This is a genomic window from Actinomadura latina NBRC 106108 (assembly GCF_001552195.1).
In the GTDB taxonomy this organism is placed as follows: domain Bacteria; phylum Actinomycetota; class Actinomycetes; order Streptosporangiales; family Streptosporangiaceae; genus Spirillospora; species Spirillospora latina.
This window is the reverse complement of the sequence record NZ_BCQS01000009.1, coordinates 152,829-176,203: the sequence shown is the minus strand read 5'-3', so window position 1 is coordinate 176,203 and position 23,375 is coordinate 152,829. Positions and strand designations below refer to the sequence as shown.

25 protein-coding genes and 1 pseudogene are annotated in these 23,375 nt (G+C 72.9%); 14 read left to right on the top strand and 12 right to left on the bottom strand.

The window, feature by feature from the left end:
• Window positions 1–45 precede the first annotated feature (45 nt).
• Window positions 46–804 (top strand): SDR family NAD(P)-dependent oxidoreductase, encoded by a 759-nt coding sequence (locus AL2_RS15795; RefSeq protein WP_067634541.1) that lies wholly within the window; start codon window positions 46–48, stop codon window positions 802–804.
• Here AL2_RS15795 and AL2_RS39170 read toward each other — a convergent pair.
• Window positions 792–1,751 carry a class I SAM-dependent methyltransferase gene (locus AL2_RS39170; protein ID WP_245666676.1) on the bottom strand — a complete coding sequence of 320 codons (960 nt, stop codon included), beginning with the start codon at window positions 1,749–1,751 and terminating at the stop codon, window positions 792–794. The genes AL2_RS15795 and AL2_RS39170 overlap by 13 nt on opposite strands.
• 146 nt (window positions 1,752–1,897) lie before the next feature.
• Here AL2_RS39170 and AL2_RS15785 point away from each other — a divergent pair, with 146 nt between their 5' ends.
• The 3 genes from AL2_RS15785 to AL2_RS15775 all read left to right on the top strand — a co-directional run bounded on the left by AL2_RS15785 (window position 1,898) and on the right by AL2_RS15775 (window position 4,894).
• Window positions 1,898–3,499, top strand: coding sequence for an AMP-binding protein (locus AL2_RS15785; protein ID WP_067634539.1), 1,602 nt, complete (start codon window positions 1,898–1,900; stop codon window positions 3,497–3,499).
• Between the two features lie 67 nt (window positions 3,500–3,566).
• Window positions 3,567–4,355 (top strand): TIGR03084 family metal-binding protein, encoded by a 789-nt coding sequence (locus AL2_RS15780; protein WP_067634537.1) that lies wholly within the window; start codon window positions 3,567–3,569, stop codon window positions 4,353–4,355.
• Window positions 4,356–4,432: 77 nt separating this feature from the next.
• Entirely contained in the window at window positions 4,433–4,894 is a 462-nt protein-coding gene (locus AL2_RS15775) for a universal stress protein (protein WP_067634535.1), read from the top strand.
• A gap of 47 nt (window positions 4,895–4,941) precedes the next feature.
• Here AL2_RS15775 and AL2_RS15770 read toward each other — a convergent pair whose 3' ends face one another.
• Window positions 4,942–5,454 carry an O-acetyl-ADP-ribose deacetylase gene (locus AL2_RS15770; RefSeq protein WP_067634533.1) on the bottom strand — a complete coding sequence of 171 codons (513 nt, stop codon included), beginning with the start codon at window positions 5,452–5,454 and terminating at the stop codon, window positions 4,942–4,944.
• A 237-nt stretch (window positions 5,455–5,691) separates the two neighbouring features.
• Here AL2_RS15770 and AL2_RS15765 point away from each other — a divergent pair, with 237 nt between their 5' ends.
• Complete coding sequence (locus AL2_RS15765) at window positions 5,692–6,540, top strand: NAD-dependent epimerase/dehydratase family protein (protein WP_067634531.1); 849 nt, start codon at window positions 5,692–5,694, stop codon at window positions 6,538–6,540.
• Between the two features lie 34 nt (window positions 6,541–6,574).
• Here the strand turns inward: AL2_RS15765 and AL2_RS15760 are convergent, their stop codons facing one another.
• Complete coding sequence (locus tag AL2_RS15760) at window positions 6,575–7,336, bottom strand: dioxygenase family protein (protein ID WP_067634529.1); 762 nt, start codon at window positions 7,334–7,336, stop codon at window positions 6,575–6,577.
• Window positions 7,337–7,428: 92 nt separating this feature from the next.
• On the opposite strand from AL2_RS15760, the gene AL2_RS15755 reads away from it, so the two are divergent.
• The gene (locus tag AL2_RS15755; protein ID WP_067634527.1) at window positions 7,429–7,908 is read left to right on the top strand and encodes a MarR family winged helix-turn-helix transcriptional regulator; all 480 of its coding nucleotides are present in this window, start codon (window positions 7,429–7,431) and stop codon (window positions 7,906–7,908) included.
• Here AL2_RS15755 and AL2_RS15750 read toward each other — a convergent pair.
• From AL2_RS15750 to AL2_RS15740, 3 genes are read right to left on the bottom strand one after another with little or no spacing between them, the layout of a single operon-like run.
• Window positions 7,905–8,990 (bottom strand): winged helix DNA-binding domain-containing protein, encoded by a 1,086-nt coding sequence (locus AL2_RS15750; protein WP_067634525.1) that lies wholly within the window; start codon window positions 8,988–8,990, stop codon window positions 7,905–7,907. The genes AL2_RS15755 and AL2_RS15750 overlap by 4 nt on opposite strands.
• Complete coding sequence (locus AL2_RS15745) at window positions 8,980–9,618, bottom strand: TetR/AcrR family transcriptional regulator (protein WP_067634523.1); 639 nt, start codon at window positions 9,616–9,618, stop codon at window positions 8,980–8,982. Before AL2_RS15745 ends, AL2_RS15750 begins: the two co-directional genes overlap by 11 nt.
• 9 nt (window positions 9,619–9,627) lie before the next feature.
• On the bottom strand, window positions 9,628–10,347 hold the full coding sequence (locus AL2_RS15740; protein WP_067634521.1) for a CTP synthase C-terminal region-related (seleno)protein: 720 nt from the start codon (window positions 10,345–10,347) through the stop codon (window positions 9,628–9,630).
• A gap of 77 nt (window positions 10,348–10,424) precedes the next feature.
• Here AL2_RS15740 and AL2_RS15735 point away from each other — a divergent pair, with 77 nt between their 5' ends.
• The 3 genes from AL2_RS15735 (at window position 10,425) to AL2_RS15725 (ending at window position 12,874) form a co-directional block, all read left to right on the top strand.
• Window positions 10,425–11,312 carry a LysR family transcriptional regulator gene (locus AL2_RS15735; protein WP_067634519.1) on the top strand — a complete coding sequence of 296 codons (888 nt, stop codon included), beginning with the start codon at window positions 10,425–10,427 and terminating at the stop codon, window positions 11,310–11,312.
• 40 nt (window positions 11,313–11,352) lie between these two features.
• Window positions 11,353–12,165, top strand: a complete 813-nt coding sequence (locus tag AL2_RS15730; RefSeq protein WP_067634517.1) for a class I SAM-dependent methyltransferase — start codon at window positions 11,353–11,355, stop codon at window positions 12,163–12,165.
• Window positions 12,166–12,256: 91 nt separating this feature from the next.
• The gene (locus AL2_RS15725; protein ID WP_067634515.1) at window positions 12,257–12,874 is read left to right on the top strand and encodes a TetR/AcrR family transcriptional regulator; all 618 of its coding nucleotides are present in this window, start codon (window positions 12,257–12,259) and stop codon (window positions 12,872–12,874) included.
• Here the strand turns inward: AL2_RS15725 and trpS are convergent.
• The gene (gene trpS / locus AL2_RS15720; protein WP_067634513.1) at window positions 12,871–13,902 is read right to left on the bottom strand and encodes a tryptophan--tRNA ligase; all 1,032 of its coding nucleotides are present in this window, start codon (window positions 13,900–13,902) and stop codon (window positions 12,871–12,873) included. The two genes, AL2_RS15725 and trpS, sit on opposite strands and share 4 nt — an antisense overlap.
• Window positions 13,903–14,125: 223 nt before the next feature.
• Here trpS and AL2_RS15715 point away from each other — a divergent pair, with 223 nt between their 5' ends.
• Together AL2_RS15715 and AL2_RS15710 are read left to right on the top strand one after the other, a co-directional pair.
• The gene (locus AL2_RS15715) at window positions 14,126–14,614 is read left to right on the top strand and encodes a MarR family winged helix-turn-helix transcriptional regulator (protein ID WP_067634511.1); all 489 of its coding nucleotides are present in this window, start codon (window positions 14,126–14,128) and stop codon (window positions 14,612–14,614) included.
• A 48-nt stretch (window positions 14,615–14,662) separates the two neighbouring features.
• Window positions 14,663–16,126, top strand: a complete 1,464-nt coding sequence (locus tag AL2_RS15710; protein WP_067634509.1) for an MFS transporter — start codon at window positions 14,663–14,665, stop codon at window positions 16,124–16,126.
• Between the two features lie 10 nt (window positions 16,127–16,136).
• Here AL2_RS15710 and AL2_RS15705 read toward each other — a convergent pair whose 3' ends face one another.
• Genes AL2_RS15705 through AL2_RS15695 form a run of 3 tightly spaced genes read right to left on the bottom strand, consistent with a single transcriptional unit; the run spans window position 16,137 to window position 17,877 of the window.
• Window positions 16,137–17,042 (bottom strand): M56 family metallopeptidase, encoded by a 906-nt coding sequence (locus tag AL2_RS15705; RefSeq protein WP_067634507.1) that lies wholly within the window; start codon window positions 17,040–17,042, stop codon window positions 16,137–16,139.
• Entirely contained in the window at window positions 17,039–17,422 is a 384-nt protein-coding gene (locus AL2_RS15700; RefSeq protein WP_083946553.1) for a BlaI/MecI/CopY family transcriptional regulator, read from the bottom strand. The genes AL2_RS15705 and AL2_RS15700 overlap by 4 nt, the downstream gene beginning before the upstream one ends.
• A gap of 38 nt (window positions 17,423–17,460) precedes the next feature.
• Window positions 17,461–17,877: a response regulator transcription factor gene (locus AL2_RS15695; RefSeq protein WP_245666675.1), complete on the bottom strand. Its 417-nt coding sequence runs from the start codon at window positions 17,875–17,877 to the stop codon at window positions 17,461–17,463.
• On the opposite strand from AL2_RS15695, the pseudogene AL2_RS40090 reads away from it, so the two are divergent.
• Window positions 17,819–18,124, top strand: a pseudogene (locus AL2_RS40090) (glycosyltransferase family 87 protein); the annotation flags it as partial. The gene AL2_RS15695 and the pseudogene AL2_RS40090 overlap by 59 nt on opposite strands.
• A gap of 234 nt (window positions 18,125–18,358) precedes the next feature.
• Here AL2_RS40090 and AL2_RS15685 read toward each other — a convergent pair.
• Entirely contained in the window at window positions 18,359–19,642 is a 1,284-nt protein-coding gene (locus AL2_RS15685; protein WP_067634501.1) for an MFS transporter, read from the bottom strand.
• A 121-nt stretch (window positions 19,643–19,763) separates the two neighbouring features.
• On the opposite strand from AL2_RS15685, the gene AL2_RS15680 reads away from it, so the two are divergent.
• Complete coding sequence (locus AL2_RS15680) at window positions 19,764–20,717, top strand: LysR family transcriptional regulator (protein WP_067634499.1); 954 nt, start codon at window positions 19,764–19,766, stop codon at window positions 20,715–20,717.
• A 234-nt stretch (window positions 20,718–20,951) separates the two neighbouring features.
• Window positions 20,952–22,379, top strand: coding sequence for a rifampin monooxygenase (rox, locus tag AL2_RS15675; RefSeq protein ID WP_067634497.1), 1,428 nt, complete (start codon window positions 20,952–20,954; stop codon window positions 22,377–22,379).
• Between the two features lie 58 nt (window positions 22,380–22,437).
• On the opposite strand, the gene AL2_RS15670 is transcribed toward rox, so the two are convergent.
• On the bottom strand, window positions 22,438–23,193 hold the full coding sequence (locus AL2_RS15670; RefSeq protein ID WP_067634495.1) for a TioE family transcriptional regulator: 756 nt from the start codon (window positions 23,191–23,193) through the stop codon (window positions 22,438–22,440).
• Window positions 23,194–23,375: the final 182 nt, after the last annotated feature.

The following is a 23,375-nucleotide window of genomic DNA, read 5'->3' as shown; positions in this document are numbered from 1 at the left end:
CGGGTGCCTTGCCAAGGCACGCCCGCGCACCGGGACACTGGACGCATGCGTAAGACCGCGATAGTGACCGGAGCAAGCAGCGGGATCGGGGCGGCCACGGCGAAGCGCCTGGCGGCGGAGGGGTTCAACGTCGTGCTCGCCGCGCGGCGCCGCGACCGCCTCGACGCCCTCGCCAAGGAGATCGCCGAGTCGGTGCCGGGCGCCGGCAGGGTGGCGCCCGTGACGCTGGACGTGACGTCGCAGGAGTCGGTGGACGCGCTCGCGGCGGCGGTCGGCACCTGCCACGTGCTGGTCAACAACGCGGGCGGCGCGATCGGCCTGGAGAGCGTCGCGAACGCCGACCTCGCCGACTGGCGGACGATGTACGACACGAACGTCCTGGGGCTCGTGCGGGTGACCAAGGCGATCCTGCCGAAGCTGGTCGAGAGCGGCGTCGGCCATGTGGTGAACATCACCTCGCTCGCCGCGCACGTCGCGTACGAGGGCGGCGGCGGGTACAACGCGGCCAAGCACGCCGCCTACGCGGTGAACGACGTGATGCGCCTGGAACTGGTCGCCGAGCCGGTCCGGATCACCGAGATCGCGCCGGGGCTGGTGAAGACGGAGGAGTTCTCGCTGGTCCGGTTCCGCGGGGACGAGGAGCGGGCCGCCAAGCCGTACGAGGGCGTGCCGGAGCCGCTGGTCGCCGAGGACGTCGCCGACTGCGTCGCGTGGGCCGTCACCCGTCCGCCGCACGTCAACATCGACCGGATCGACGTCCAGCCCCGCGTGCAGGCCGCTCCCTACAAGCTTCACCGCGAGTAGGGCGCGACCGCCGTCCAGGGGAGGGTGACCTCACCGAGGCGCCATCGGTTTCGTCCCCCGTAGGGAGGACGTGTAAGAACCGGGTGGGTCCGCGCCAACAGTGACACGGCCTCGACCCAGCGCGCGCGGGGGCCGAACGCCGAGTGCGGCGCGGCCGTCGCCCAGCAGCGGTCGAACGCGGTCAGCAGCGCGTGGACGGGTTCGCCCGGCACGTTCCGGTGGATCAGGGTCTTCGGGAGCCGCTCCGCCAGCGCGGACGGACGGTCCAGCGAGCGCAGATGGGCCGCGAAGGTGATGGTCTGGGGGCCGTCCTTGGTGAGGGTCACCCAGACCGCGCGTCGCCCGATCTCGTCGCACGTCCCTTCTACGAGGACGCCCGTGGGCGCCAGGCGCGCGCGCAGATCGTCCCATGCGCTCCAGGCAGCCGGCTCGTCGTACTGCCGGAGCACGTTGAACGCCCTGACGAGCACGGGCCGGCGGGGAACCGGCAACTCGAACCCGCCACGCCGGAACGACAACCCGTCATAGGGGCCGCGGGCAGCCTTCCGGGGGAAAGGCTCCCGGGTGCGGCCCGGATCTCCTTTCGCGTCCCGCGTGGGCACCGCTCCGGCTCCTTTCGGCGCTTCGGGCTGCTTCGGCGGGGGCGGGTCCGGTGGTTCGGGGGGTTCTCTCAGGGCGGCGAGGAGGGTGAGGCCGGCGGTGACCCTCTCGGGCTCTATCTCGATGCCGACGACCTCCAGGTGCGGGGAGACGGCGCGCAGCCGGGAGTAGAACTCGAAGGTGGTGACCGGGGACGCGCCGTAGCCGAGGTCGACGGCCAGCGGACGTCCGCCGATGCGCAGCGGCCGGGCCTGGGTCGCGGCGATCCAGCGGTCGACGCGGCGCAGGCGGTTGGGGGCGGTGGTGCCGCGGGTGACCTCCCCCCGCGGCTTCTGGGCTGGGGGCACCCGGCAATTGTTCCTTCTTGCCCGCTATGCCCCGTACACCCGATCTCCGTACGCCCGATCCCCCGCGCGTCCGGCCGCCCCACTGAACGAGATTCGGTAAGTCATCGGTTACGGTGCTGCCGAACGCCGTCCCACGAGGAGTGCCGATGCTCGACCTGGCGACCCTGCACGAGGCCATCGCCGCCGCGATCCCCGACCGCGAGTGCCTGGTGTGGCGCGACCGCCGGACGACCTGGGCGGAGCTCGCCGACCGGACGCGGCGGCTCGCGAACGTCCTGCACGGGCACGGCCTCGGCCTGCGCGGCACGGCGTCCGAGCCGTGGGAGTCGCCGCACGACCATCTCGCGCTCTACCTGCACAACGGCCCCGAGTACCTGGAGGGCCTGGTCGCCGCCCACCAGGCGCGGGTCGCGCCGTTCAACGTCAACTACCGGTACGTGGACGACGAGCTCGCCCACCTGTTCGGCGACGCCCGCCCGGCCGCCGTGATCTACCACGCGCGCTTCGCGGACGCGATCGGACGCGTCGCCGGGCGGCTCGCCGAGCCGCCGCTGCTCCTCCAGGTGGCGGACGAGTCCGGCGCCGCCCTCCTGCCCGGCGCGCTGGACTACGAGGACGCCCTCGCCAAGGCGTCCTCCGGCCCGCTGCCGGTGCAGCCGAGCGCGCACGACCTGCACATCCTCTACACGGGCGGCACGACGGGCCTGCCGAAGGGCGTGCTGTGGCGGATCGGCGACCTGATGCTCGGCCCGCTGGGCCTGCGGCGCCGCGACGGGGCGCCCGTCACCGATCTGGACGAGGCGGTGGCGCGGGCGGTGCGCGGTGAGGTCCGGGTCCTGATCGGGCCGCCGATGATGCACGGCGCTGGCACGTGGTCGGCGCTCGGCGCCTGGTGCGGCGGCGGGTGCGTGGTGTTCCCCGACCGGGTGGACGGCCTGGACGCCGCCGATTTGATGGCCACCGCCGAGCGGGAGCGCGTCACCCGGATGCCGCTGGTCGGGGACGCGTTCGCCCGTCCGATCGTCGAGGCGCTGGAGGCCCGCCCGCACGATCTGGGCGCGCTCCGCTCGTTCGTGAACTCCGCCGCCGCGATCAGCCCCGGCGTGAAGGCGCGGATGCTGGAGCTGCTCCCCCATTCCCGGATCGTGGACGTCCTCGGGTCGTCGGAGTCCGGCTTCCAGGTGACGCGGAGCGGCTCGTCGGCGACGACGTTCGCGGCGGCGCCCGGCACGGCGGTGCTGTCGGCCGACCGGTCCCGGCGGCTCGCGCCCGGCGAGGACGAGATGGGCTGGCTGGCCAAGGGCGGCGGCTCGATCCCGCTCGGCTACCTCGGCGACCCGGTGAAGACCGCGGCCACGTTCCTGACGCTGGACGGCGAGCGGCTCGTCGTGGCGGGCGACCGGGCGCGGCTGCTCGCGGACGGCACCGTGGAGGTCCACGGGCGGGAGGCCACGACGATCAACACCGGCGGGGAGAAGGTGTTCGCGGAGGAGGTCGAGTCCGTGCTGCGCGGCCTGCCGGGCGTCGCGGACGCGCTGGTCGTCGGCCGTCCGAGCGAGCGCTGGGGGACGGAGATCGTCGCTGTGCTGAGCCCCGCCGCCGGCCCGTCCGACGGCGAGCTGCGCGAGGGCTGCGCCGCCCACCTGGCCCGCTACAAGATCCCGAAGGCGTTCGTCCGGACGGACCGCGGCCTCCGGCTGCCCAACGGCAAGGCCGACTACGCCGCCGCCCGCGCGCTCCTCGACTAAGAATCCCGTTCGGTTTTGTAGCCCCCGGTCCTGTACCGGGGGCGCGGCGACCGGCGATCCTGGCGCCATGCCGGACTTGCACTCTCTTCTCGCCGATCTCGCCGCCGAAGGCGACTCCGTCGACGCCCTGGTGGCGCCGCTCCCGGCCGGGCGCTGGGCGGACCCGACCCCGGCCGAGGGCTGGACGATCGCGCACCAGATCTCCCACCTCGCCTGGACGGACGCGCAGGCCGTCGTCGCCGCCACCGACGCCGGCGCGTTCGCCAAGCTCGTCGAACAGGCCCTGGCCGACCCCGGCGGCTATGTCGAAGCGGGCGCCCGGGAAGGCGCCGATGAGGCGCCGGCGGATCTCCTCGCCCGCTGGCGCGACGGGCGCCGCCGCATGGTGGACGCGCTCGCCGCCGTCCCGCCGGGCACGCGGCTCCCCTGGTTCGGGCCGCCGATGGGCGCCGCGACGCTGGCGACCGCGCGGCTGATGGAGACCTGGGCGCACGGCGAGGACGTCGCCGACGCGCTCGGCGAGCGCCGCGAGCCCACGCACCGGCTCCGGCACGTCGCGCACATCGGCGTCCGGACCCGCGACTTCTCGTTCCGCACCCGGGGCCTGGAGCCGCCCGCGGAGGAGTTCCGCGTCGTCCTCACGGGTCCCGGCGGGGAGGAGTGGACGTGGGGTGCGGCGGACGCGCGCCAGTCCGTGACCGGCCCGGCGCTCGACTTCTGCCACGTCGTCGCCCAGCGCCGCCACCGCGCCGACCTCGCCCTCGTCGCGACCGGCCCGGACGCCGACCGCTGGCTGGACATCGCGCAGGCGTTCGCCGGCCCGCCCGGCGCCGGCCGCGCCCCCGCGTCGGCCTGAGGGAGCCGGGCTGAGAGATCGGCCACTGCGCGGGACGTTCGGGTTCGGCCGGGAGCGATCTTGGAAGGATCTCCGGTATGACAGTTCTGATCGCCTTCGACGGTTCTGACGACTCCCGCGCCGCCGTGGACTACGCCGCCCGTCACCTCAAGGCCGAGCCCACCGTGGTCATGACGGTGTGGGAGCCGCTGCTGACCCAGCTCAGCTGGGCGCCGCTGGCCGCCGCCGTGCCGGTCGCGGCCGACGCCGCCGACGACCAGTACGAGGAGGAGAAGCAGGCCGAGCAGCTCGCGCGGAAGGGCGCCGACATCGCCCTCGCCGGCGGGCTGACCGACGTGGCGGTCCGGGCGGAGCGCGGCGGCGGGCCCGTGTGGGCCGCCATCGTGGACGTCGCCGACGAGCTGAACGCGTCCCTGATCGTCACGGGTTCACGCGGCCTCGCGGGCGCCCGGTCGGTCATCCTGGGCAGCGTCTCGACCCGCGTCCTCCACCACGCGCACCGTCCGGTTCTGGTCGTGCCTCCGCCGAAGGAGGACTGACCGCCGCCGGAGCGGAGCGCCGCCGGAGCGGCCCGGCCATAAGACGGCTAGGGCGTCGACACGGCCTGTTCGAAGGCCGCGTAGGCGTCCTCCGTGAAGAGGACGAAGCGGGCATCGGCGACCTGGGTCGGCGTGGAGCTCACGGTTCCGACGGCGATGCGGGCGGCGTCGTCCAGGGGCCAGCCGTAGATGCCCGCCGACACGGCCGGGAACGCGATCGAGCCGGCGCCCAGCTCGTCGGCGACGCGGAGGGACTCGCGGTAGCAGGAGACGAGCTGGTCGGAGCGGTCGTCGGCGGAGGAGTACACGGGGCCGACGGTGTGGATCACCCAGCGGGCGGGCAGCCGCCCGGCCGTCGTCGCGACCGCCTGCCCGGTCGGCAGGCCGCCCCCGTACTGGGCGGCGCGCAGCCGGCGGCAGTCGTCCAGGATCTCGGGGCCGCCCTTGCGGTGGATCGCGCCGTCCACCCCGCCACCGCCCAGCAGCGACGAGTTGGCCGCGTTCACGACCGCGTCGACGTCCTCCTCGGTGATGTCGCCATGAACCAGGGTGATCTTCATGCGCGTTCCTCCGCGTCGGCCGGGCCCGTCAGATGACATGAATTCTCGCCCGCGCCGGACGTGAAACGCGTTGGGGCGGTTCCCGGCGGTACGCTCATGGCGGACGAGGCTCCGGGGGCGGTGCGGCTCGTCCGACTTCGTCCGGCCGGACGCAGGGGGGCTACCATGCCGAACGCCAGGCGCAAAGCTGACAGACGATCTCACAAAGGCGTGCGTGACAGTCGCGGAGGTACCCCCTTGAAGATTCTCCTCGCCGGAGCGACCGGAGTCGTCGGTCGCCGGCTGATCCCGCTGCTCGTCCAGGCGGGCCATGAGGTCGCCGGGACGACGCGCCGGCCCGAACGCGCCGGCCTGCTCCGCGATCTCGGCGCCGCGCCGGTCATCGTGGACGTGTTCGACGACCCCGCGGTGCGCGACGCTGTCGCCGCGCAGCGCCCGGACGCCGTGATCCACCAGCTCACCGATCTGAGCACGGAGGACTTCGACGCCAACTCGCAGCTGCGCATCACCGGCACCCGCAACCTGGTGGACGCCGCGAAGGCCGCCGGCGTCGAGACGATGATCGCGCAGAGCATCGCGTGGCTGTACGTCCCGGGCGACGCCCCGGCCGCCGAGACCGACCCGCTCGACTCCGGACTGCCTCCGTACGAGGGCGTCGCCGCCCTGGAGGACGCGGTCGGCGAGATGCCGCGCGGGGTGGTGCTGCGGTACGGCGCGCTCTACGGCCCCGGCACCTGGTACGCCCCCGACGGCGCGATCGCCGAGCGGGTGCGCGCGGGCACGCTTCGCCAGGCGCCCTCGTGGACGTCCTTCGTGCACGCCGAGGACGCCGCGTCGGCGGCGCTCGCGGCGCTCGACTGGCCTGCCGGGCCCGTCAACATCGTGGACGACGAGCCCGCGACCACCGCGGACTGGCTGCCCGTCTACAGCGCGGCCATCGGCGCCCCGCATCCGGGCAGTGCCGGGAAGCACGCCGCCGCGCAGGGCCGCCCGGTGTCCAACGCGAAGGCGCTCGGCCTCGGCTGGAAGCCGCGGGTCACCTCGTGGCGCACCGGTTTCGCCCAGATGGACTCCTCGGCCTCCTGAGCCGCGGGCTGCTAGCCGGACGGAACGTGACAATTCACCCGAACTGGAACGAGCGCTTCGCCAGCCCGAGCCAGTAGCCGTCGATCACGGACCGGCGGCCCGACGGCCGGTCGGCGTCCGCTCCCAGCGCCACGAACAGCGGCGCGAAATGCTCCGTCCGGGGGTGCGCGATGCGCGCCGCGGGCGCCTTGGCGCGGAAGTCGAGCAGGGCGTCGATGTCGCCGCCCCGCACGGCGCGGTCCGCCCACTCGTCGAACTCCGCCGACCACGCGGGCGGCGCGGCGTCCGGCTCGGGGCGCATCTCCCGCAGGTTGTGCGTGGTGAAACCGCTCCCGATGATCAGGACGCCCTGGTCGCGCAGCGGCGCGAGGCTCCGCCCGACCTCGAAGAGCCGCTCGGGCTCCAGCGTCGGCATCGACATCTGCAACACGGGGACGTCGGCGTCCGGATACATCTCCACGAGCGGGACGTAAGCCCCGTGGTCCAGGCCCCGCGTCTCGTCCTGGTGCACGCCGGGGATGAGTTTGCCCACATCAGCGGCCAGCTCGGGGGCACCAGGCGCGTCGTACCGGACGCGGTAGTAGTGCTCGGGAAATCCCCAGAAGTCGTACACGAGCGGCACCTGCCGGGTGGCGCCGATACTCAGCGGCGCCTCCTCCCAGTGCGCCGACACCATGAGGACCGCCTCGGGCTTCGGCAGGTCGGCCGACCAGCGTGCGAGCTGCTCGGTCCACAAGGCGTCGTCGGCGAGCGGCGGCGCGCCGTGGCTGAGGTAGAGCACGGGCATCCGGGTCATGACGTCCCCCTTTATTTGAGAATTCAACTATAGCCCGCAAGTGCTTGAATCTTCAAGTCTTGAGGGTTCAAGCTTTTGGGTAGACTGGGGACATGACCGAGACGCGCTGGCTGGACGACGAGGAGCAGGAGACCTGGCGTGCCTTCCTGTGGACGTCGCGGCTGCTCAACGAGGCCCTCGACCGGCAGTTGCAGCGCGACTCCGGCATGCCGCACGCCTACTACATGATCCTCGCGATGCTGTCGGAGGCGCCCGGCCGCGCGCTGACGATGACCGCCCTCGCCGAGATCGTCCACTCGTCCCCGAGCCGCCTCTCGCACGCCGTGAACCGGCTGGAGGAGGCCGGCTGGGTGAGCCGGTGCAAGCACGACAACGACCGCCGCACCACGATCGCGCGGCTCACCGACGAGGGCTTCGCCGTCCTGCGCGAGGCGGCTCCCGGCCATGTCGCCGAGGTCAGGCGCCACCTGTTCGAGCCGCTGACGCGCGAGCAGGTGCTCGGATTCCGCGAGACGCTCCACGCCCTCCTGTCGTCGCTGGACCCCGACCACGAGGCGCCCTGCGCGGGCTAGAGGAACTCGACCGCGTGCGACTTGGCAGCGGGATGGGCGGCGGCCAGGAGCCGCATTCCCTCCTCCTCAAGCGCGGCGCGCTCCCGCTCCGGGATCGGTTCGAACGCGTCGATGCGCAGCGTCGCCTCGCCCCGCTTCTTTTCGATCTTCCACATGCCGTGCACGAAGCCGTCCACGAGGAACGTCGCGCGGATGATGCCGTTGACGGTGAAGACGCGCTTGCGGTGCTCCTCGCCGATGATCCGGGTGCGGTCGGCATGGGACAGCAGCAGGTTGTCGAAGTCCGGGACGAACCGGACGGGCGCGGGCGTGTCCGGGCCGGGCCGCGGCGCGTCCGGCACGTCGTAGAGCACGCGGCCGTTCTCGTCCCGGAACTCCAGCAGCCCCGGCCGCAGCCGCTCGACGACCTCGCCGAGGCGCGTCAGCCCCGACCACTGCTGGACGTCCCGGACGCTCGCCGGCCCGAACGCGGCCAGATAGCGCAGCACCACCTCGTCCAGCGAGGTCTCGGACGCCGGGTGCCCGTCCAGCCACGCGTCGAGCGTCGTGTGCCGGGCGAGCCCCGAGGCGCCCCAGATGCCGCGCGGCGGTACCTGCACCAGCGGCAGCCGGCACCGGACCGCCCAGCCGAGCAGCTCGGCGTCGTGATCGGGCCACCGCTCGGCCAGCAGGGCACGGAGCTCCTTGTCGGAGCGCGGCTCGTCCTCCAGCAGCTCCCGTGCGTGCGCCGTGATCGCGTCGAGATCGATGCCGCCGAGGTCGCGGGCCCGCCCCTTCAGGTAGTTGTCGAGGAGCGGCTGGGTGAGCGGGCGCAGCGCGCGGGCGTCGCGTGCGCTGACCAGGTGGAGCGTCCCGCGCATCAGCACGATCCGCAGCGCGCGGCGCTCGGTCATCAGCGGGCCGACCTCGTCGAACGCGAAGCCCGCGAGCCGGCTCCACAGGCCGACGTGCGGCGGGTTCGGCGCCTGCGACTGCATGCCGACCAGATGCTCGATGGCGTCCAGGACGGGCATGTCGTGCCGCTCCAGCAGCATCTGCCGAGCGAGCAGCGCCCGGTTCAGCGCCCTCGTGCTAACCCTCATAGCGGCCTCGCATCTCCTGCCAGGTGGGCGGCGGGCCCGGAGGCTCGTCCTCGTCGGCCAGGTGCAGGGCGTCCAGCATCAGGGCGAGATAGCGGTGCCGCAGCCGGTTCATCCGCTCGTCGTCGCCGATCCGGATGCCGTGCAGGTACTCGAGGACGACCGAGATGTCGCCGACCTCGATCCCCGGGCGCAGCGCGCCCGCCGCCCGGGTGCGCTCCAGCAGCCGTTCCGTGGCGCGGTGGAGGTCGCGGCCCTTGCGGCTCATGTCCTCGGTGACGGGGAAGCCGCCCGCGAGCCGCATGGTGAGCGAGCCCGCACCGATATCGAGGCAGCGCCGCATGAACCCGGCGAACGCCTCCCACGCGTCGCCGTCGTCGTCCAGCGCCCGCTCGACCTCGGCGAGGTAGCGGTCCATCCCCTCGTCGGCGAGCTTCTGGAGCAGGCCCTCCTTGCTCTCATAGCGGCGGTAGAGCGCGCTGATCCCGACACCCGCGCGCTCGGCCACCGCCGAGATCGGCGCGCCCGGATCGGCGGTGAACACCGCCCGCGCCGCCTCCCGGATCAACCCATCGTTCCGCGCGGCCTGCGCCTTGCGCCCGCCCTTCGGCGGCGACCCCGTCGTCTCCATGCGGCCATACTACCGGAACAGAGCATTCCGTTCTGCTACTGCGGCGGCGAAGGCCGCGATGACCGGATGGGGGCGGGTGCCGTCGCCGGCCAGTTCCGGCTGGAAGAGCGTGGCGAAGTAGAACGGATGCCCCGGGAGTTCCGCGATGCGCACCTGGCCATCGGCGTCATGGCCGGTGAAGCGCAGGCCGTTCCGCTGGAGGACGTCGAGATACGCCGGGTTCGGGCCGAAGGCGCAGTTGAACCGCTCGACGCTGCGCGTGGTGCCCATGAGGCGCTCGGCGAACGAGCCGGGCGTCACGGTGACCTCCGCCTCGTGCCCGGCCAGTGAGCAGGCCAACGGCATGATCAGCGCGTCGCCGGCGGGCTCGTCCCAGGCGGGCTCGTTCTCGGCGTGCTTGGCCTCCTTCAGGCCGCAGACGTGGCGCGCGTACTCCAGCAGCATGTGCTGGAACCCGCCGCACGTCCCGAGGACGGGAATCCCCTGCTCTCTGGCGGACCGTACGGCGGCCACCGCGCCGGACTCGCTCTCGTAGGGGCTGCCCGGCAGCAGCCATGCCCCGTCGAAGCCCGCCAGGCCGTCCCCCACTTCGCCGGTCGGGACCCAGTACGCCTCGACGAGGAGTCCGTCCCGTTCGCGGAGCGCCTTCAGCAGGCCGGGTATCCGGACATGTGACTGGACGTTGGGGGATCGCTCCCCTACCAGAGCGATGCGTGCGGTGAAGGTCATGCCATCGATCCTGGCTCGACCCGTGGTTAAGGGCCAACGATGGTTTCCGATGCGTCGATAAGCAATGCTTATCCTTCGTGGATCCGCATCTGTTGCGCACGTTCGTCACCGTCGTCCGGACGGGCTCGTTCTCGGCCGCCGCCGATGAACTGGGGTATACGCAGGCCGCCGTCTCCCAGCAGATCGCGTCGCTGGAGAACGACCTCAAGGTGCGGCTTCTGCATCGCCGTCCCGTACGGACGACGGAGGCGGGGGCACGGCTGCTCGACCACGCCGGGCCGATCCTGCTGCGGCTCCAGGCGGCGCGGTCCGAGATCACGCGGCTGAGCGCGGCGCCCCGCACGCGCCTGCGCGTCGGCGCCTCGCCGCTCGCCGCCGTCCATGTCGCGGACGCGCTGGCCGAGGCCCGCCGGACGCATCCCCGCCTGGACGCCGCCGTCCGCGTCCTGCCGCGCGCCGGCATCGACGCGGCCGTCGCGACCGGCGACCTGGACATCGGGCTCGTGGACGGCATCGCCGCGCCCAGCGACCCGCTGCGGCTGGACGCCGACGTCCCGGTCACCGCGGTCGCGGTGGCGGAGCGCCCGCTCGTGGCCGCGCTTCCCGCCGCGCATCCGCTGGCGTCCCGGACCGGGCTCGACCTGCACGATCTCGTGGACGCACTGTGGCTCGACGCCCCGGACGCCGCCGTTCCCTTGCCGTCCCTGCGCCGGGCGACGGGCACGCGGGACGGGTTCCGCGCGTCCCTCGCCTGCGCGGGCGGTGACGTGGCGCTGGTGGCCGCGCTGGTCGCGGCAGGGCACGGCCTGGCGCTCCTGCCCGCCGGTCTCGCCGAGCACCCCGGGCTGGCCGAGGTGCCCGTCCGCGCGCCCCGGATCGTCCACCGCACCGAGCTCCTCCATCCGCGCACGGCCGATCCGGCGGGTACGGCCTTCGTGGCGGCCTTGACGGGCGGCAACGCGTGAACGTACGTTCATGAACGTAGGTTCATATCGAGGAGGCGGCATGGCGGACATCGTCAACACCCATCAGGCCGAGGCGTGGAACGGGTACGAGGGAGAGCACTGGGCCGGGCACTACGACCGGTACGACGCGGTCAACGGCGGGTTCAACGACGTGCTGCTGGACGCGGCGGCCGTCGGGGCGCGCGATCGCGTTCTCGACGTCGGGTGCGGGAACGGGCAGGTCACGCGGCTGGCTGCGCGGCGGGCGCGGCTCGGCGGCGCGACGGGCGTGGACCTGTCCGCGCCGATGCTCGCGCGCGCCCGCTCGCTCGCCGCGGCGGAGGACGTCGCGAACGTGGCGTTCGAGCAGGGCGACGCCCAGGTCCACCCGTTCCGGGACGGCGCCTTCGACGTGGCGATCAGCCGGTTCGGGGTCATGTTCTTCGCCGACCCGGTCGCCGCGTTCGGGAACGTCCGGCGGGCGCTGCGGGACGGCGGCAGGCTGGCGTTCCTCGTGATGACGCCGCCCGGGACGGCCGACCTCGGGACGGTGTTCGGCGCGCTGCCGCCGCGAGCGGAACCGCCGATCGGGCACCGGGGGCCGCTGTCGCTGGCCGACCCCGAGCGCGTCCACGAGGTGCTGGAGGGCGCCGGGTTCAAGGACGTCCACACGCGCCTGGTGGACGCCGAGCAGATCTGGGGGCGGGACGCGCGCGACGCGGCGGAGTTCTTCGCCGGCTGGGGCCCGATCCGCTTCAACTACGGCGAGAGCGGCGAGCTGGTCGGCGCGCTCACCGAGGTGATGGGCCGGTTCGAGCGGGACGGCGCCGTACGCCTGCGCAGCGTCGCCCGCCTGGTGGCGGCCCGCCGGTGAACCGGCCCCCTCGGCTCCCGGGGCGCGGTGGTCGAGTCGCGGCCGGCCGGGCCGCCCGCGGGTTCGATCCCGGCGAATACGATCCAGGGTGATGGCACCTCGAAAAGCGGCCGCGCTGCGCGCCGGCGACCGGACCCTGCGCGAGCACCTGATCGACACGGCCGAGCGGATGATGGCCGAGCGCGGAACGGCGGGGCTGACCGTCCGGGCGATCGCGCGTGAGGCCGGCGTCGCCGACGGCGTCCTCTACAACCACTTCGCCGACAAGGAGGAGCTGCTCGCCCACGCGCTGCGCGCACGCGCCGAGTCGGTGGCGCGCACGCTCGGCCCGCTGCCCGAGGCCGGCACCGGCACGGTGGAGGAGAACCTGCGGGCCTACGTCGCGTACGGCCTGACCCTGCACGAGGGGCTGCTGCCCGCGCTGGCCGGGCTGGTCGCGCGGCCCGAGGTCCTCACCCGGTTCTCGGCGCTGAGCGGCGGCGAGGAGGACTGGCGCTCCCGGCTCGCCCGCTACCTGCGGGCCGAACGCGACCTCGGCCGGCTCGCGCGGGACGCGCCGGTCGACGCCGCCACCTCCATGATCGTCGGCGCGTGCCATGAGCCCGTCCTGTCGACGCTGTTCCAGGGCGGGCGACTCGCGCACCACGCGTCCCCGGACGCCGTGGACGAGTTGGTCGCCGTCGTCCTGCGGGGCATCGCTCCGCGCTAGGAGTCCATCGCCGCCCTGACCTCCTCCAGGGTCCGGTCGGCGACGGCGTTGGCCCGGTCATCGCCCTCGGCGAGGACGCGGCGCAGGTAGGCCCGGTCGGCGATGAGTTCGGTGCGGCGGGCGCGGATCGGGCGGAGGAACTCGTTGACCGAGTCCGTGACGACCTTCTTGAGCGCCGCCGCCCCGCCGGAGCCGATCCCGGCGGCGACGGCGTGCGGGTCGCGGCCCTGGCAGAGCGCGGCGAGCAGCACCAGGTTCGACACCTGGGGACGGGTCGCGGGCTCGTAGGTGATGTGCCGGTCGTCGTCGGTGACCGCGCGCTTGATCAGCCGGGCGGTGGCGTCCGGTCCGGCGGACAGGGCGATGGCGTTGCCGCGGCTCTTGCTCATCTTCTGGCCGTCCGTCCCGAGCAGGCTCGGCGCCGCGGACAGCAGCGCGTCCGGCACCGGGAAGACCGGCGCGTAGCGTTCGTTGAAGCGGCGCGCGATCGTCCGGGTGATCTCCTGGTGCGGGAGCTGGTCCTTGCCGACGGGGACGAGGTTCGACTTGCAGAACAGGATGTCGGCGGCCTGGTGGACGGGGTAGGTGAACATCAGCCCGCTGACCGCCGCCTGCCGCGACGCCGCGATCTCGTCCTTCACGGTCGGGTTGCGGCTCAGCTCGGCGACCGACACCAGCGACAGGAACGGCAGCATGAGCTGGTTCAGGGCGGGGACGGCGCTGTGCCGGAAGATCGTCGCCGCGGCCGGGTCGATCCCGGCGGCGAGGTAGTCGGCGACCAGCCCGTCGACGTGCTCGGACAGGCGGTCGGCGACGTCCCGGTCGGTGAGCACCTGGTAGTCGGCGACGAGGACGAACAGCTCGACGCCCGCCCGCTGCAGCCGCACGCGGTTCGCGAGGGTGCCGAAGTAGTGGCCGAGATGCAGCGGCCCGGTGGGGCGGTCACCGGTCAGGATGCGGAACGCGCCCGGATCGGCGGCGATGCGTTCTTCCAGCTCGCGGCTGCGGGCTTCGGGGGTGGTCTCCATGGTCTCTCTCCTCGGTTCGGTCCGGCCGTCCCATCGGACGGCCCTCCGCCGGGGAGGAGAGAGGGCCGTCCAGCGGACGGCCCTCGGCATGCGTGGATGTCGGCCGTCCTAGGACGGCCACCAGCCCAGACACACGGTGCGGTTCACGGCACCAGCATAGACGACGAGAGATGCGGAGGCTCATAGATAATCTAGAACGGAACCAGTTGGGTACGCTGGGCGCATGACCTCGATGGCGCCCGGACGGACGAAACCAGACCTGTCGTTCCTGCTCGACCACACCGGCCACGTCCTGCGCACCCGGATGACCGCGGCGCTCGCCGAGATCGGGCTGACGCCGCGCATGCACTGCGTCCTCGTCCACGCCCTGGCGGAGGAGCGCACCCAGATCCAGCTCGCCGAGATCGGCGACATGGACAAGACGACCATGGTCGTGACCGTGGACGCCCTGGAGAAGGCCGGTCTCGCCGAGCGCCGCCCGTCGCCGGCGGACCGGCGGGCCCGGATCATCGCGGTCACCGAGGAGGGCGCGCGGGTCGCCGCCCGCAGCCAGGAGATCGTGGACGGCGTCCACGGGGCGGCCCTCGCATCCCTCCCCCCGGCCGAGCGCGACGCTCTCCTGCGCGCCCTGGACATGCTGGTCACCGGCCATCTGAGTACTCCGGTCGAGAGCCCGCAGCCGGCCCGCCGCGTCCGGCAGCGCCAAAAATAAGTCCGTTAAGGATCGTCTCTAACAAAACCATCTGTTACGGTCTCTCCTATGAACGAGGAGACGACCCTTCCCGCGCTGCTCCGCTCCCGCTGGGCGGCGCTCGGCGTGCTGTCCGCGACGATGATGATGACGATCCTGGACGGCTCGATCGTGACCGTCGCGGCCCCCGCCATCCAGGACGATCTCGGCTTCTCCCCCGCCGGGCTCAGCTGGATCATGAACGCCTACCTGATCCCGCTCGGCGGCCTGCTGCTCCTCGCCGGGCGGCTCGGCGACCTCGTCGGCCGCAGGACGCTGTTCCTCACCGGCAACGCGGTGTTCACGGCGGCGTCCCTGCTGGCGGGCGCGGCCACCACGTCCGGCCTGCTGATCGCGGCCCGCTTCCTCCAGGGCGTCGGCAGCGCGCTGGCCTCGGCCGTCGTGCTCGGCATCCTCGTGACGCTGTTCACCGACGCGCGCGAGCGGGCCAAGGCCATCGGCATCTTCAGCTTCACCGGCGCGGCGGGCGCGTCCACCGGGCAGGTGCTCGGCGGTGTGCTCACCGACGCGCTGAGCTGGCACTGGATCTTCCTGATCAACCTGCCGATCGGCCTCGCCACCATCCTGCTCGCCCTCCCGGCGCTGCCGCGCGACCGCGGCATCGGCCTGGCCGCCGGCGCGGACGTCCCGGGCGCGCTGCTCGTCACGTCCGGGCTGATGCTCGGCATCTACACGGTCGTCAAGGTCGAGGGCCACGGCTGGCTCTCCCCGCACACGCTGGGCCTGGGCGCGGTGTCGGTGCTGCTGCTCGCCGGGTTCGCCGTCCGGCAGGCGCGTGCCGCGACCCCGCTGATGCCGCTGCGGATCCTGCGGTCCCGCAACGTGTCAGGCGCGTACGCCGTCCAGTTGCTCACCCTGTCGGCGATGTTCTCGTTCCAGGTGATCGTCGCCCTCTACATGCAGCAGGTCCTGGGTTACAGCGCGCTCGACACGGGCCTGGCGATGCTCCCGGCCGCCGTGGCGATCGGCGCGGTCTCGCTGCTGGTGTCGGCGCGCCTGTCGAACCGGCTCGGGGAACGGTTCGTGCTGATGACCGGGCTGGTGTTCCTGATCGGCGCGATGGTGCGGCTCACGACCGTCCCGGTGGACGCCGGCTACGTCACCGACCTGCTCCCCGTCTTCCTCCTGGTCGCCGGGGCCGGGCTGGTCCTGCCGTCCCTCACCGGGCTCGGCATGTCGAGCGCCCGCCCGGAGGACGCGGGTCTCGCGTCGGGGCTGTTCAACACCGTCCAGCAGGTGGGGATGGCGCTGGGCGTCGCGGTCCTGACCACACTCGCCGCGTCCCGCACCGAGACCCTCCGCGCGGACGGGCGGAACACCGCCACCGCGCTGACCGGCGGCTACCACCTGGCCTTCGGCGTCTCCGCCGGCCTCCTGGTCGCCGCACTGGCCGTGGCGCTGTTCGTCCTGCGCCGCCCGCGGCCCCCGGTCGGCGCGTCCGCACCGGCCGAGAACGTCCCCGCCGGGATCTGAGGGAGACCCGCTAGTGCGGCAGGAGGAGGAGCAGCAGCGGCAGCCCGGCGATGACCGGAACCGCGGCGCACGCGGCGGCGCGGGTCTTCCGGGACGCCCGCTGCGGCTCCAGCAGCCGGTTCACCCGCACCATCACCGGGATGTCGCCGTGCGCGACGCCGAGGGTGCCGGACGGGGCGGCGGCCGGGCGGGCGGCGGCGAAGCGCAGCAGCGCGGTCGCCAGCTCGCGGGCCGGGCGGCCGTGCCGGGCCCGGTCGTCGGCGGCCATCTCGATCAGCAGCTCCACCGCGTCCAGGCACCGTCCGACCAGCCGGAACTGCGGGAACACCTGGCGCAGCGACGCGAACGGCAGCAGCACCAGGTCATGGCGCTCGCGGGCGTGCGCGCGCTCGTGCGCGAGGACCGCGGCCAGCTCGGCGCGGTCGAGCAGTTCCAGCGTCCCGGCGCTGACGACGACCTTGTGCGAGCGGACGCCCGGCACGCAGTACGCGGCGGCGCCGGGATGGTCGAGGACGAGGGTGCCGGGCACGGACGAGTCGCTGCGCGACACCAGCGCGAGCAGCGCCCGGTGCCGCCGCCGGGCCCGGAAGACCCGGACCACCGCGAACATCAGCATGACCAGCAGCACCGCGGTGAGGCTGACCGCGCCGAGCAGCGACGCGACCTGGGCGGCGCCGAGCCGGGCGGCCTGGTCGTCGTACAGGCCGGGCAGCCCGCCGAGGACGCCCTTGCGGTACGGGAGGAGGGCGAGGCCGAGGAGCGCGCCGATCGTGGCGACGCCCCAGCACAGCCCGAGGGCCTGCCAGAGGGCGATCCCGATGCGCGGCGCCCGCCACGTCCACCGGGCACGGGACAGGTAGTGCGCCCCGCCGACCGTCCCCAGTGAGATCAGCGCGAGCAGGGCGGCGCCGGTCATGCGGGCGGTTCCTTGCTCATGAGGCCCGCGAGGGTCTGCCGGATCACGTCGACCTCGTCCCGCGAGACGGACCGGACGAAGTGCGCGAGCGCGGCGTCCCGGTCACCGGTCTCGTTCAGGGCGCCCAGCATCAGCTCGGTCACGTACATCTCCCGGCTCGCGACCGGGTGGTAGCGCCAGGCGCGGCCGTCCCGCTCGCGCTCGAGGAAGCCCTTCTTGGCGAGCCTGTCCAGCACGGTCATGACAGTAGTGTGCGCGAGGTCCCGGTCGCCGGCGAGCGCACGGCTCACGTCACGGGCGGTCGCCGCCTGGTGGCCGGCGTCCTCCCGCGCCCACAGGACCTCCATGACCGTGCGTTCAAGCTCTCCCAGACCCTTCACGGCTTCAAGGTTATCCGACCGGGACGAAGGCCACCACGTCAGGTAGTACTACCGCCTGTAGGGGGCGCGACGAGGCCCAGCTCGTAGGCGATGATGACCAGCTGGACGCGGTCGCGGGCGTCCAGCTTGGCGAGCAGGCGGGCGACGTGCGCCTTGGCGGTCGCCACGCTGATGCAGAGATCATCGGCGATCTCCCGGTTGGACATGCCGCGCCCGATCAGGGTGAGGACCTCACGCTCCCGGTCGGTGATGCCGTCCACGGGGCGCCCGCGTCCGGGAGCGGCCCGCTCGGGACGGGCCGCGAACTCCTCGATCAGCCTCCTGGTGACGCTCGGGGCGATCAGGGCGTCCCCGCCGGCGACGACGCGGATCGCCGCGAGGATCTCCTCCAGCGCCATGTCCTTGACGGGAATAGGGATCGGCGCAGCGGCGGCGATCAAACTGACCCCGGCCATCTTCGTCGTCCTTCTCCTGGTGACACGGCGAGCGAAGGACGCCGTCACAGCCATGGCGACCTTCGCCGCCTGCACTCTGCTCGCCTACGCCATCGCCCCGGAAGCGTCCCGCGTGTATTGGCTGCACACCTTCTACGACACGTCCCGCGTAGGCGTGCCGTACATCAGCAACCAATCCCCGTACGGCGCGCTGACCCGCATCCTGTGGAGGACGACCGAAGTGGGCGACTGGTACACCGCCATTCCACTGACGATCGGCGCCTTCGGCCTCACGGTCGCCGCCCTATGGGCGAGACGAGGCGACTGGCTCAGCGCCACAATGGATCGTCCCGGCCTTGGCCGTCCTGCTCCGCAACAAGAACCACAGGACCGCCCTGGCCGCCTACCTCCTCTTAGCACTGTCACCTCTCTGGTGGACGCCCCACAACGGCCACCCACTCGAATACGGTCTCCACCCGGTCCTGACCCCCGTCGCGAACTGCTACCTGCTGGTCGGCGTCCTCTTCCTCATCCACATGGCCGCCCTTCTCATCACCGGTCGTGCTGGACGGCCGCGTTCACCAAGGAAGTGTGTTCGTTTGGGCAGAAAGAGCGGGGTGGCGAGCAGGAGTACGCCGGAGAGGGTGATTGCGGCGAGGGGGGTGGTGAGTGTGGCGAGGACGCCCCAGATCACCGTGAGGGTTGCCTGCGCGAGTCTGCCGCTGACGCTCCATGCGCTGAGGACTTGGGCGGTGTGGTCCGCGGATGTCAGTTGCAGGCGTTCCGTGGCGTAGATCGGGTTGAAGACGCCCATGCACGTGATCAGGAGACCTTCGACGATGATCACGGTGAGGAGTCCGGTGACGCCGGGGTGGACGAACGCGAGACCGAGCGGGAAGAGCGATCTCAGCCAGCCGGAGACCGTCATGACCCGGTGCCGGCCGTAGCGCCGCACGAGGCGGCCGGAGAGGCGGGCTCCCGCGAAGCCGCCGAGCGCCGGGACGCCGAAGGCGAGACCGTACTGCCAGGCCGGGAAGTGGTACTCGCCCAGCAGGAGGACGGCCATGAGCGGGGCCGTGGCCATGATCAGAGCGCCGACCAGGACCGAGTTGAGGAACAGGCGCCGCAGGACGCGGTCGTGGAGGATGAACCGCCAGCCGCCGAGAAGGCCGGCTCCGCGCGACCCGGCGGCCGGGTCGCGCGGAGCCGCCACGTCGCCGCCGCGGATGCGGAGGACGGCGAGCGCGGACAGCAGGTAGCTGAGGGCGTCGGCCATGATGGTGACGACCGGGCCGAGGAGCCCGATGAGCGCGCCGCCGAGGGGCGGTCCGGCGGCGGTCGCCACCCAGTTCGTGCCCTCGAACCTCCCGTTCGCGGTCAGGAGGCGATCGCTGCGGACGAGGTGCTTCAAGTACGCGCCGGACGCGGCGGTGAAGGCGATGCCCGCGGTTCCGGAGATGACCGAGACGACCAGCAGCAGGCCGAAGGACAGCAGGCCGAGGAAGTGCGCGACCGGAACGCTCGCCATCGCCAGGAAGCGGATCAGGTCCATCGCGACCATCACCGGACGCTTGGCCCGGTGCTCCACCCACGGCCCGAGCGGGACCGCGAGGAGCGCCGCGACGGCGGGCCCGGCGGCTCCGAGGAGCGAGACCGCGAAGGCCGGCGAGTGCAGCACCCGGACCGCGATCAGGGGGAACGCGCCGAAGGCGATCCACGTGCCGTACGTGCTGACCGCGTAGGCCGACCACAGCCGGCCGAAACCGTCCCCCGATTTCGGGCGCACAGGACTCCTTCATGACAACCGATGGTTGGGTGAGCAAGCACAGCAGCCGCGTGGGGGCAGGTTCAAACAACCGCCTCCGGGCGAGCCACAACGGTTGGTTGGGCGCCCATAGGCTGGATCAATGGACACCGAAGCGGTGCGATCGTTCGTCCGGGCGGCGGAGCTCGGGCAACTGCGACACGCGGCCGACGAACTGGGCGTCACGCAGCAGGCGGTCTCGAAGCGGATCGCCGCGCTCGAGCGCGAGGTGGAGGCCCGCCTGTTCGCCCGCACCGCCCGAGGGGTCGAACTGACACTCGACGGCCAGGCGTTCCTTCCGCACGCGCGGAGCATCGTCGCGGGCGCCGACCGCGCCGTCGCCGCGGTCAGGCCGGGCTCGCGAGCCCTGCGGATCGACGTCCTGGGCCTGCGAAGCGCACAGGCCGTCGTCCTGCACGACTATTGGCGGTCGCATCCCGGGACCGACCTCGACGTGGTGACCCTCAGGGTCAACGACCCTCACGCGGCGGCGGCCGCCGTCCAGGCGGGCGACATCGACGCCACTTTCCGCACCGTGACGGACTCGGCCGCGCTGCCGCCCGAGGTGCGGATGATCCACGCCTTCTCCTCCCCGCTGGAACTCCTGGTCGGCCCCAGGCATCCGCTCGCCTCCGCACGAACACTGACACCGGCCCAGCTTCGCAAGCTTCGGATCTGGGTGCCGGGCATCGTGCCCGGAAGTGAGTGGGCGGAGTTCTACGATCAGCTCGCCACCGTGTTCGACCTGCGCATCGACGCGGCGGGCCCGCACTTCGGGGACGAGGTTCTCCTGGACGCCCTCGCGGAATCCGGCGACGTGGCCACCCTCGTCGGCGCCCGTGACCGGTACATCTGGCCGACGAACCACGATCTGCGCCGTATCCCGATCGTGGACCCGGCGCTCGCCTACCCGATCTCCCTCATGTTCCCCAGAACGAATCCGCACCCGGGACTTCGGGCGGTCATCGAACACTTCGCGAGCCTGGCCCCGCTCCCCGAGCCGGCCTGGCTCCCGTCCTGGGCGGCGACACCACTCCGGAGCGCCGGCGACATCTAACGCGGGCGGCAAAAGCAAATGGCAAGGAGATTCGTTCTCCTTGCCATTTCCAATATATAGCACAGAGGGGGGCTTGCGGCAAGACCCGTGGCATGTTGCAGAATCGTCGGCCGAGGCCGGGACCCGCCGAAATCAAAGGGTTCACGAAGTGCGGGTTCTTTATGACGCCTGGTCGTCCGGATCTCGGAAATTGAGTGCGCCGGGCGGCCGGCCGAGAAGCAACGGGGGAATTTCGTGATCGACGTGATCGTCGCCGGCGGCGGGCCGACCGGCATGATGCTGGCCGGTGAGCTGCGGCTGCGCGGTGTGCGCGTAGTCGTGCTGGAGCGGGACGCGCAGCCGACCAAGATCGTCCGAGCGCTCGGGCTGCACGTGCGGAGCATCGAGGTGATGGACCAGCGCGGCCTGCTGGAGCGATTCCTCGCGGACGGCAAGAAGTACAGGATCGGCGGCTATTTCGCCGGTATCGACAAGCCCTGGCCCGACCGAATGGACACCGCGCACTCGTACATCCTCGGCATCCCGCAGACCGTCACCGACCGCCTGCTCGCCGAGCATGCCACCGGGCTCGGCGCCGAGGTCCGGCGCGGCACCGAACTGGTCGGGCTGAGCCAGGACGAGGACGGGGTGACCGCCGTCCTCGCCGACGGCACGCGGCTGCGCTCGCGCTACCTCGTCGGCTGCGACGGCGGCCGCAGCACGGTCCGCAAGCTGCTCGGCGTCGGCTTCCCCGGCGAGCCCGCCGCGAACGAGTGGCTGCTGGGCGAGATGCGGGTGTCCGTGCCGGCGGAGGAACTGGCCGCCGTGGTGGCCGAAGTCCGCAAGACCCGCCATGGGTGCGGCGCCGGCCCCATCGGGGACGGGCTGTACCGCGTCGTCGTTCCCGCCGAGGGGGTGGCGGCGGACCGCGCGGCGCCGCCGACCCTTGAGCAGGTCAGGCAGCGGCTGCGGGCATGCGCCGGCACCGACTTCGGCGTGCACTCGCCGCGCTGGCTCTCCCGTTTCGGCGACGCGACCCGGCTGGCCGAGCGGTACCGGGTCGGCCGGGTGCTGCTGGCCGGCGACGCCGCGCACGTCCACCCGCCGCTGGGCGGGCAGGGGCTCAACCTCGGCATCCAGGACGCGTTCAACCTCGGCTGGAAGCTGGCCGCCGAGGTCGGCGGCCGGGCCCCGGAGGGGCTGCTGGACAGCTACCACACCGAACGGCGCCCGGTGGCCGCGGACGTGCTGGACAGCACCCGCGCGCAGTCCGAGCTGCTGTCCCGCGAGCCGGGTCCGCGGGCGGTGCGGCGGGTGCTGGCGCAGCTGATGGAGTTCGAGGACGTGAACCGGTACCTGATCGAGAAGATCACCGCGATCGGGGTGCGCTACGACTTCGGTGCCGGCCACGAGCTGCTGGGCCGCCGGCTGCGGGACGTGCGGCTGAAGCACGGTCGCCTCTACGAGGTGATGCGCGGCGGCCGCGGCCTGCTGCTCGACCAGACCGGCCGGCTCTCGGTGGCGGGCTGGGCGGACCGCGTCGACCACGTGGCCGAGGTCGGCGAGGAACTGGACGTCCCCGCGGTGCTCCTGCGGCCGGACGGCCACGTGGCCTGGGTCGGCGAAGACCAGGCGGACCTGCTCGGCCAGATCCCCACGTGGTTCGGCGCACCCACCGGCTGACCGCAGGAGTGGGCCACCCGGCGATGACCGGCCCGCGTGGTCGGCGGCCGGCGCCGCCTTATCGCGCGGAGCCGGGCGGCCGCGCTGGGGCGTCCGGCTGTCCGGGATCGAGCAGGGCCAGATAGTCGCCGAGCCGCGCTGCCGCTGTGAGCATGGCCAGGCCCTGCGCGGTGAGCTTTCGCTGCCAGTCGTCGAGGGCGCGGGAGAGTTCTTCCGTGCCGCCGGCCGTCCGGATCTGCTGGACGACGGCGGAGATGTGGTCGAGCGGGTATCCGCCGCGCCGGAGGAGATGGGCCAGTTCCGCGTCGCGGACGTCGGCCGCGCCGAAGACGCGGTATCCGGTGGCGCGGTCCCGTTCCGGGACGATGATGCCGGCGTTCTCCCAGTTGCGCAGGGTCGCCGGGGTGACGCCGAGCCGGTGCGCGAGTTCGCCGATGGTGCGGGCGCCGGGGCCCGCCGAGTGCTCCGGGACGGCCTCGGCGTCCGTCATCAGATGGTCCACCGCCTGCCGCACCGCGTTGAGGGTGTCCCGGTCGCGGAGCAGCCGGCCGTGCCCTCGGTCGATGAGCGTGAGGGCCTCGTCGAGCCGGCCGTCGTGGACCGCGTTCATGACCTGGCCGGCGGCGGAGTACCCGTACGCCGGGACGAGCGAGAGGTAGGCGCGCAGTGCCGCGGCGTGGACCTCGGTGTAGATCCGGTAGCCGCTGCGGGTGCGCTCCGCGCGGGGGACGAACCCGTCCCGCTCGTAGTTGCGGACGGCCTGGGCCGAGATGCCGTGCTCGCGCGCAAGGTCGGTCGGACGGAAGGTGATCACCGGTGTGAGACTTTACAGTTCAGGGCCGGCCGGCGCCCGGGACGTCCACTTCGGTGGCGAGGATGCGGCCGGAGCCCGGTGCGACCATGTCGGGTTCGGTCATGCCCTGCCATTCGGCGGCGGCGATGAACAGCTGGCGTTCACGTAGATGTGGCCGCGGCCGGCCAGCAGCGTCCGAATCT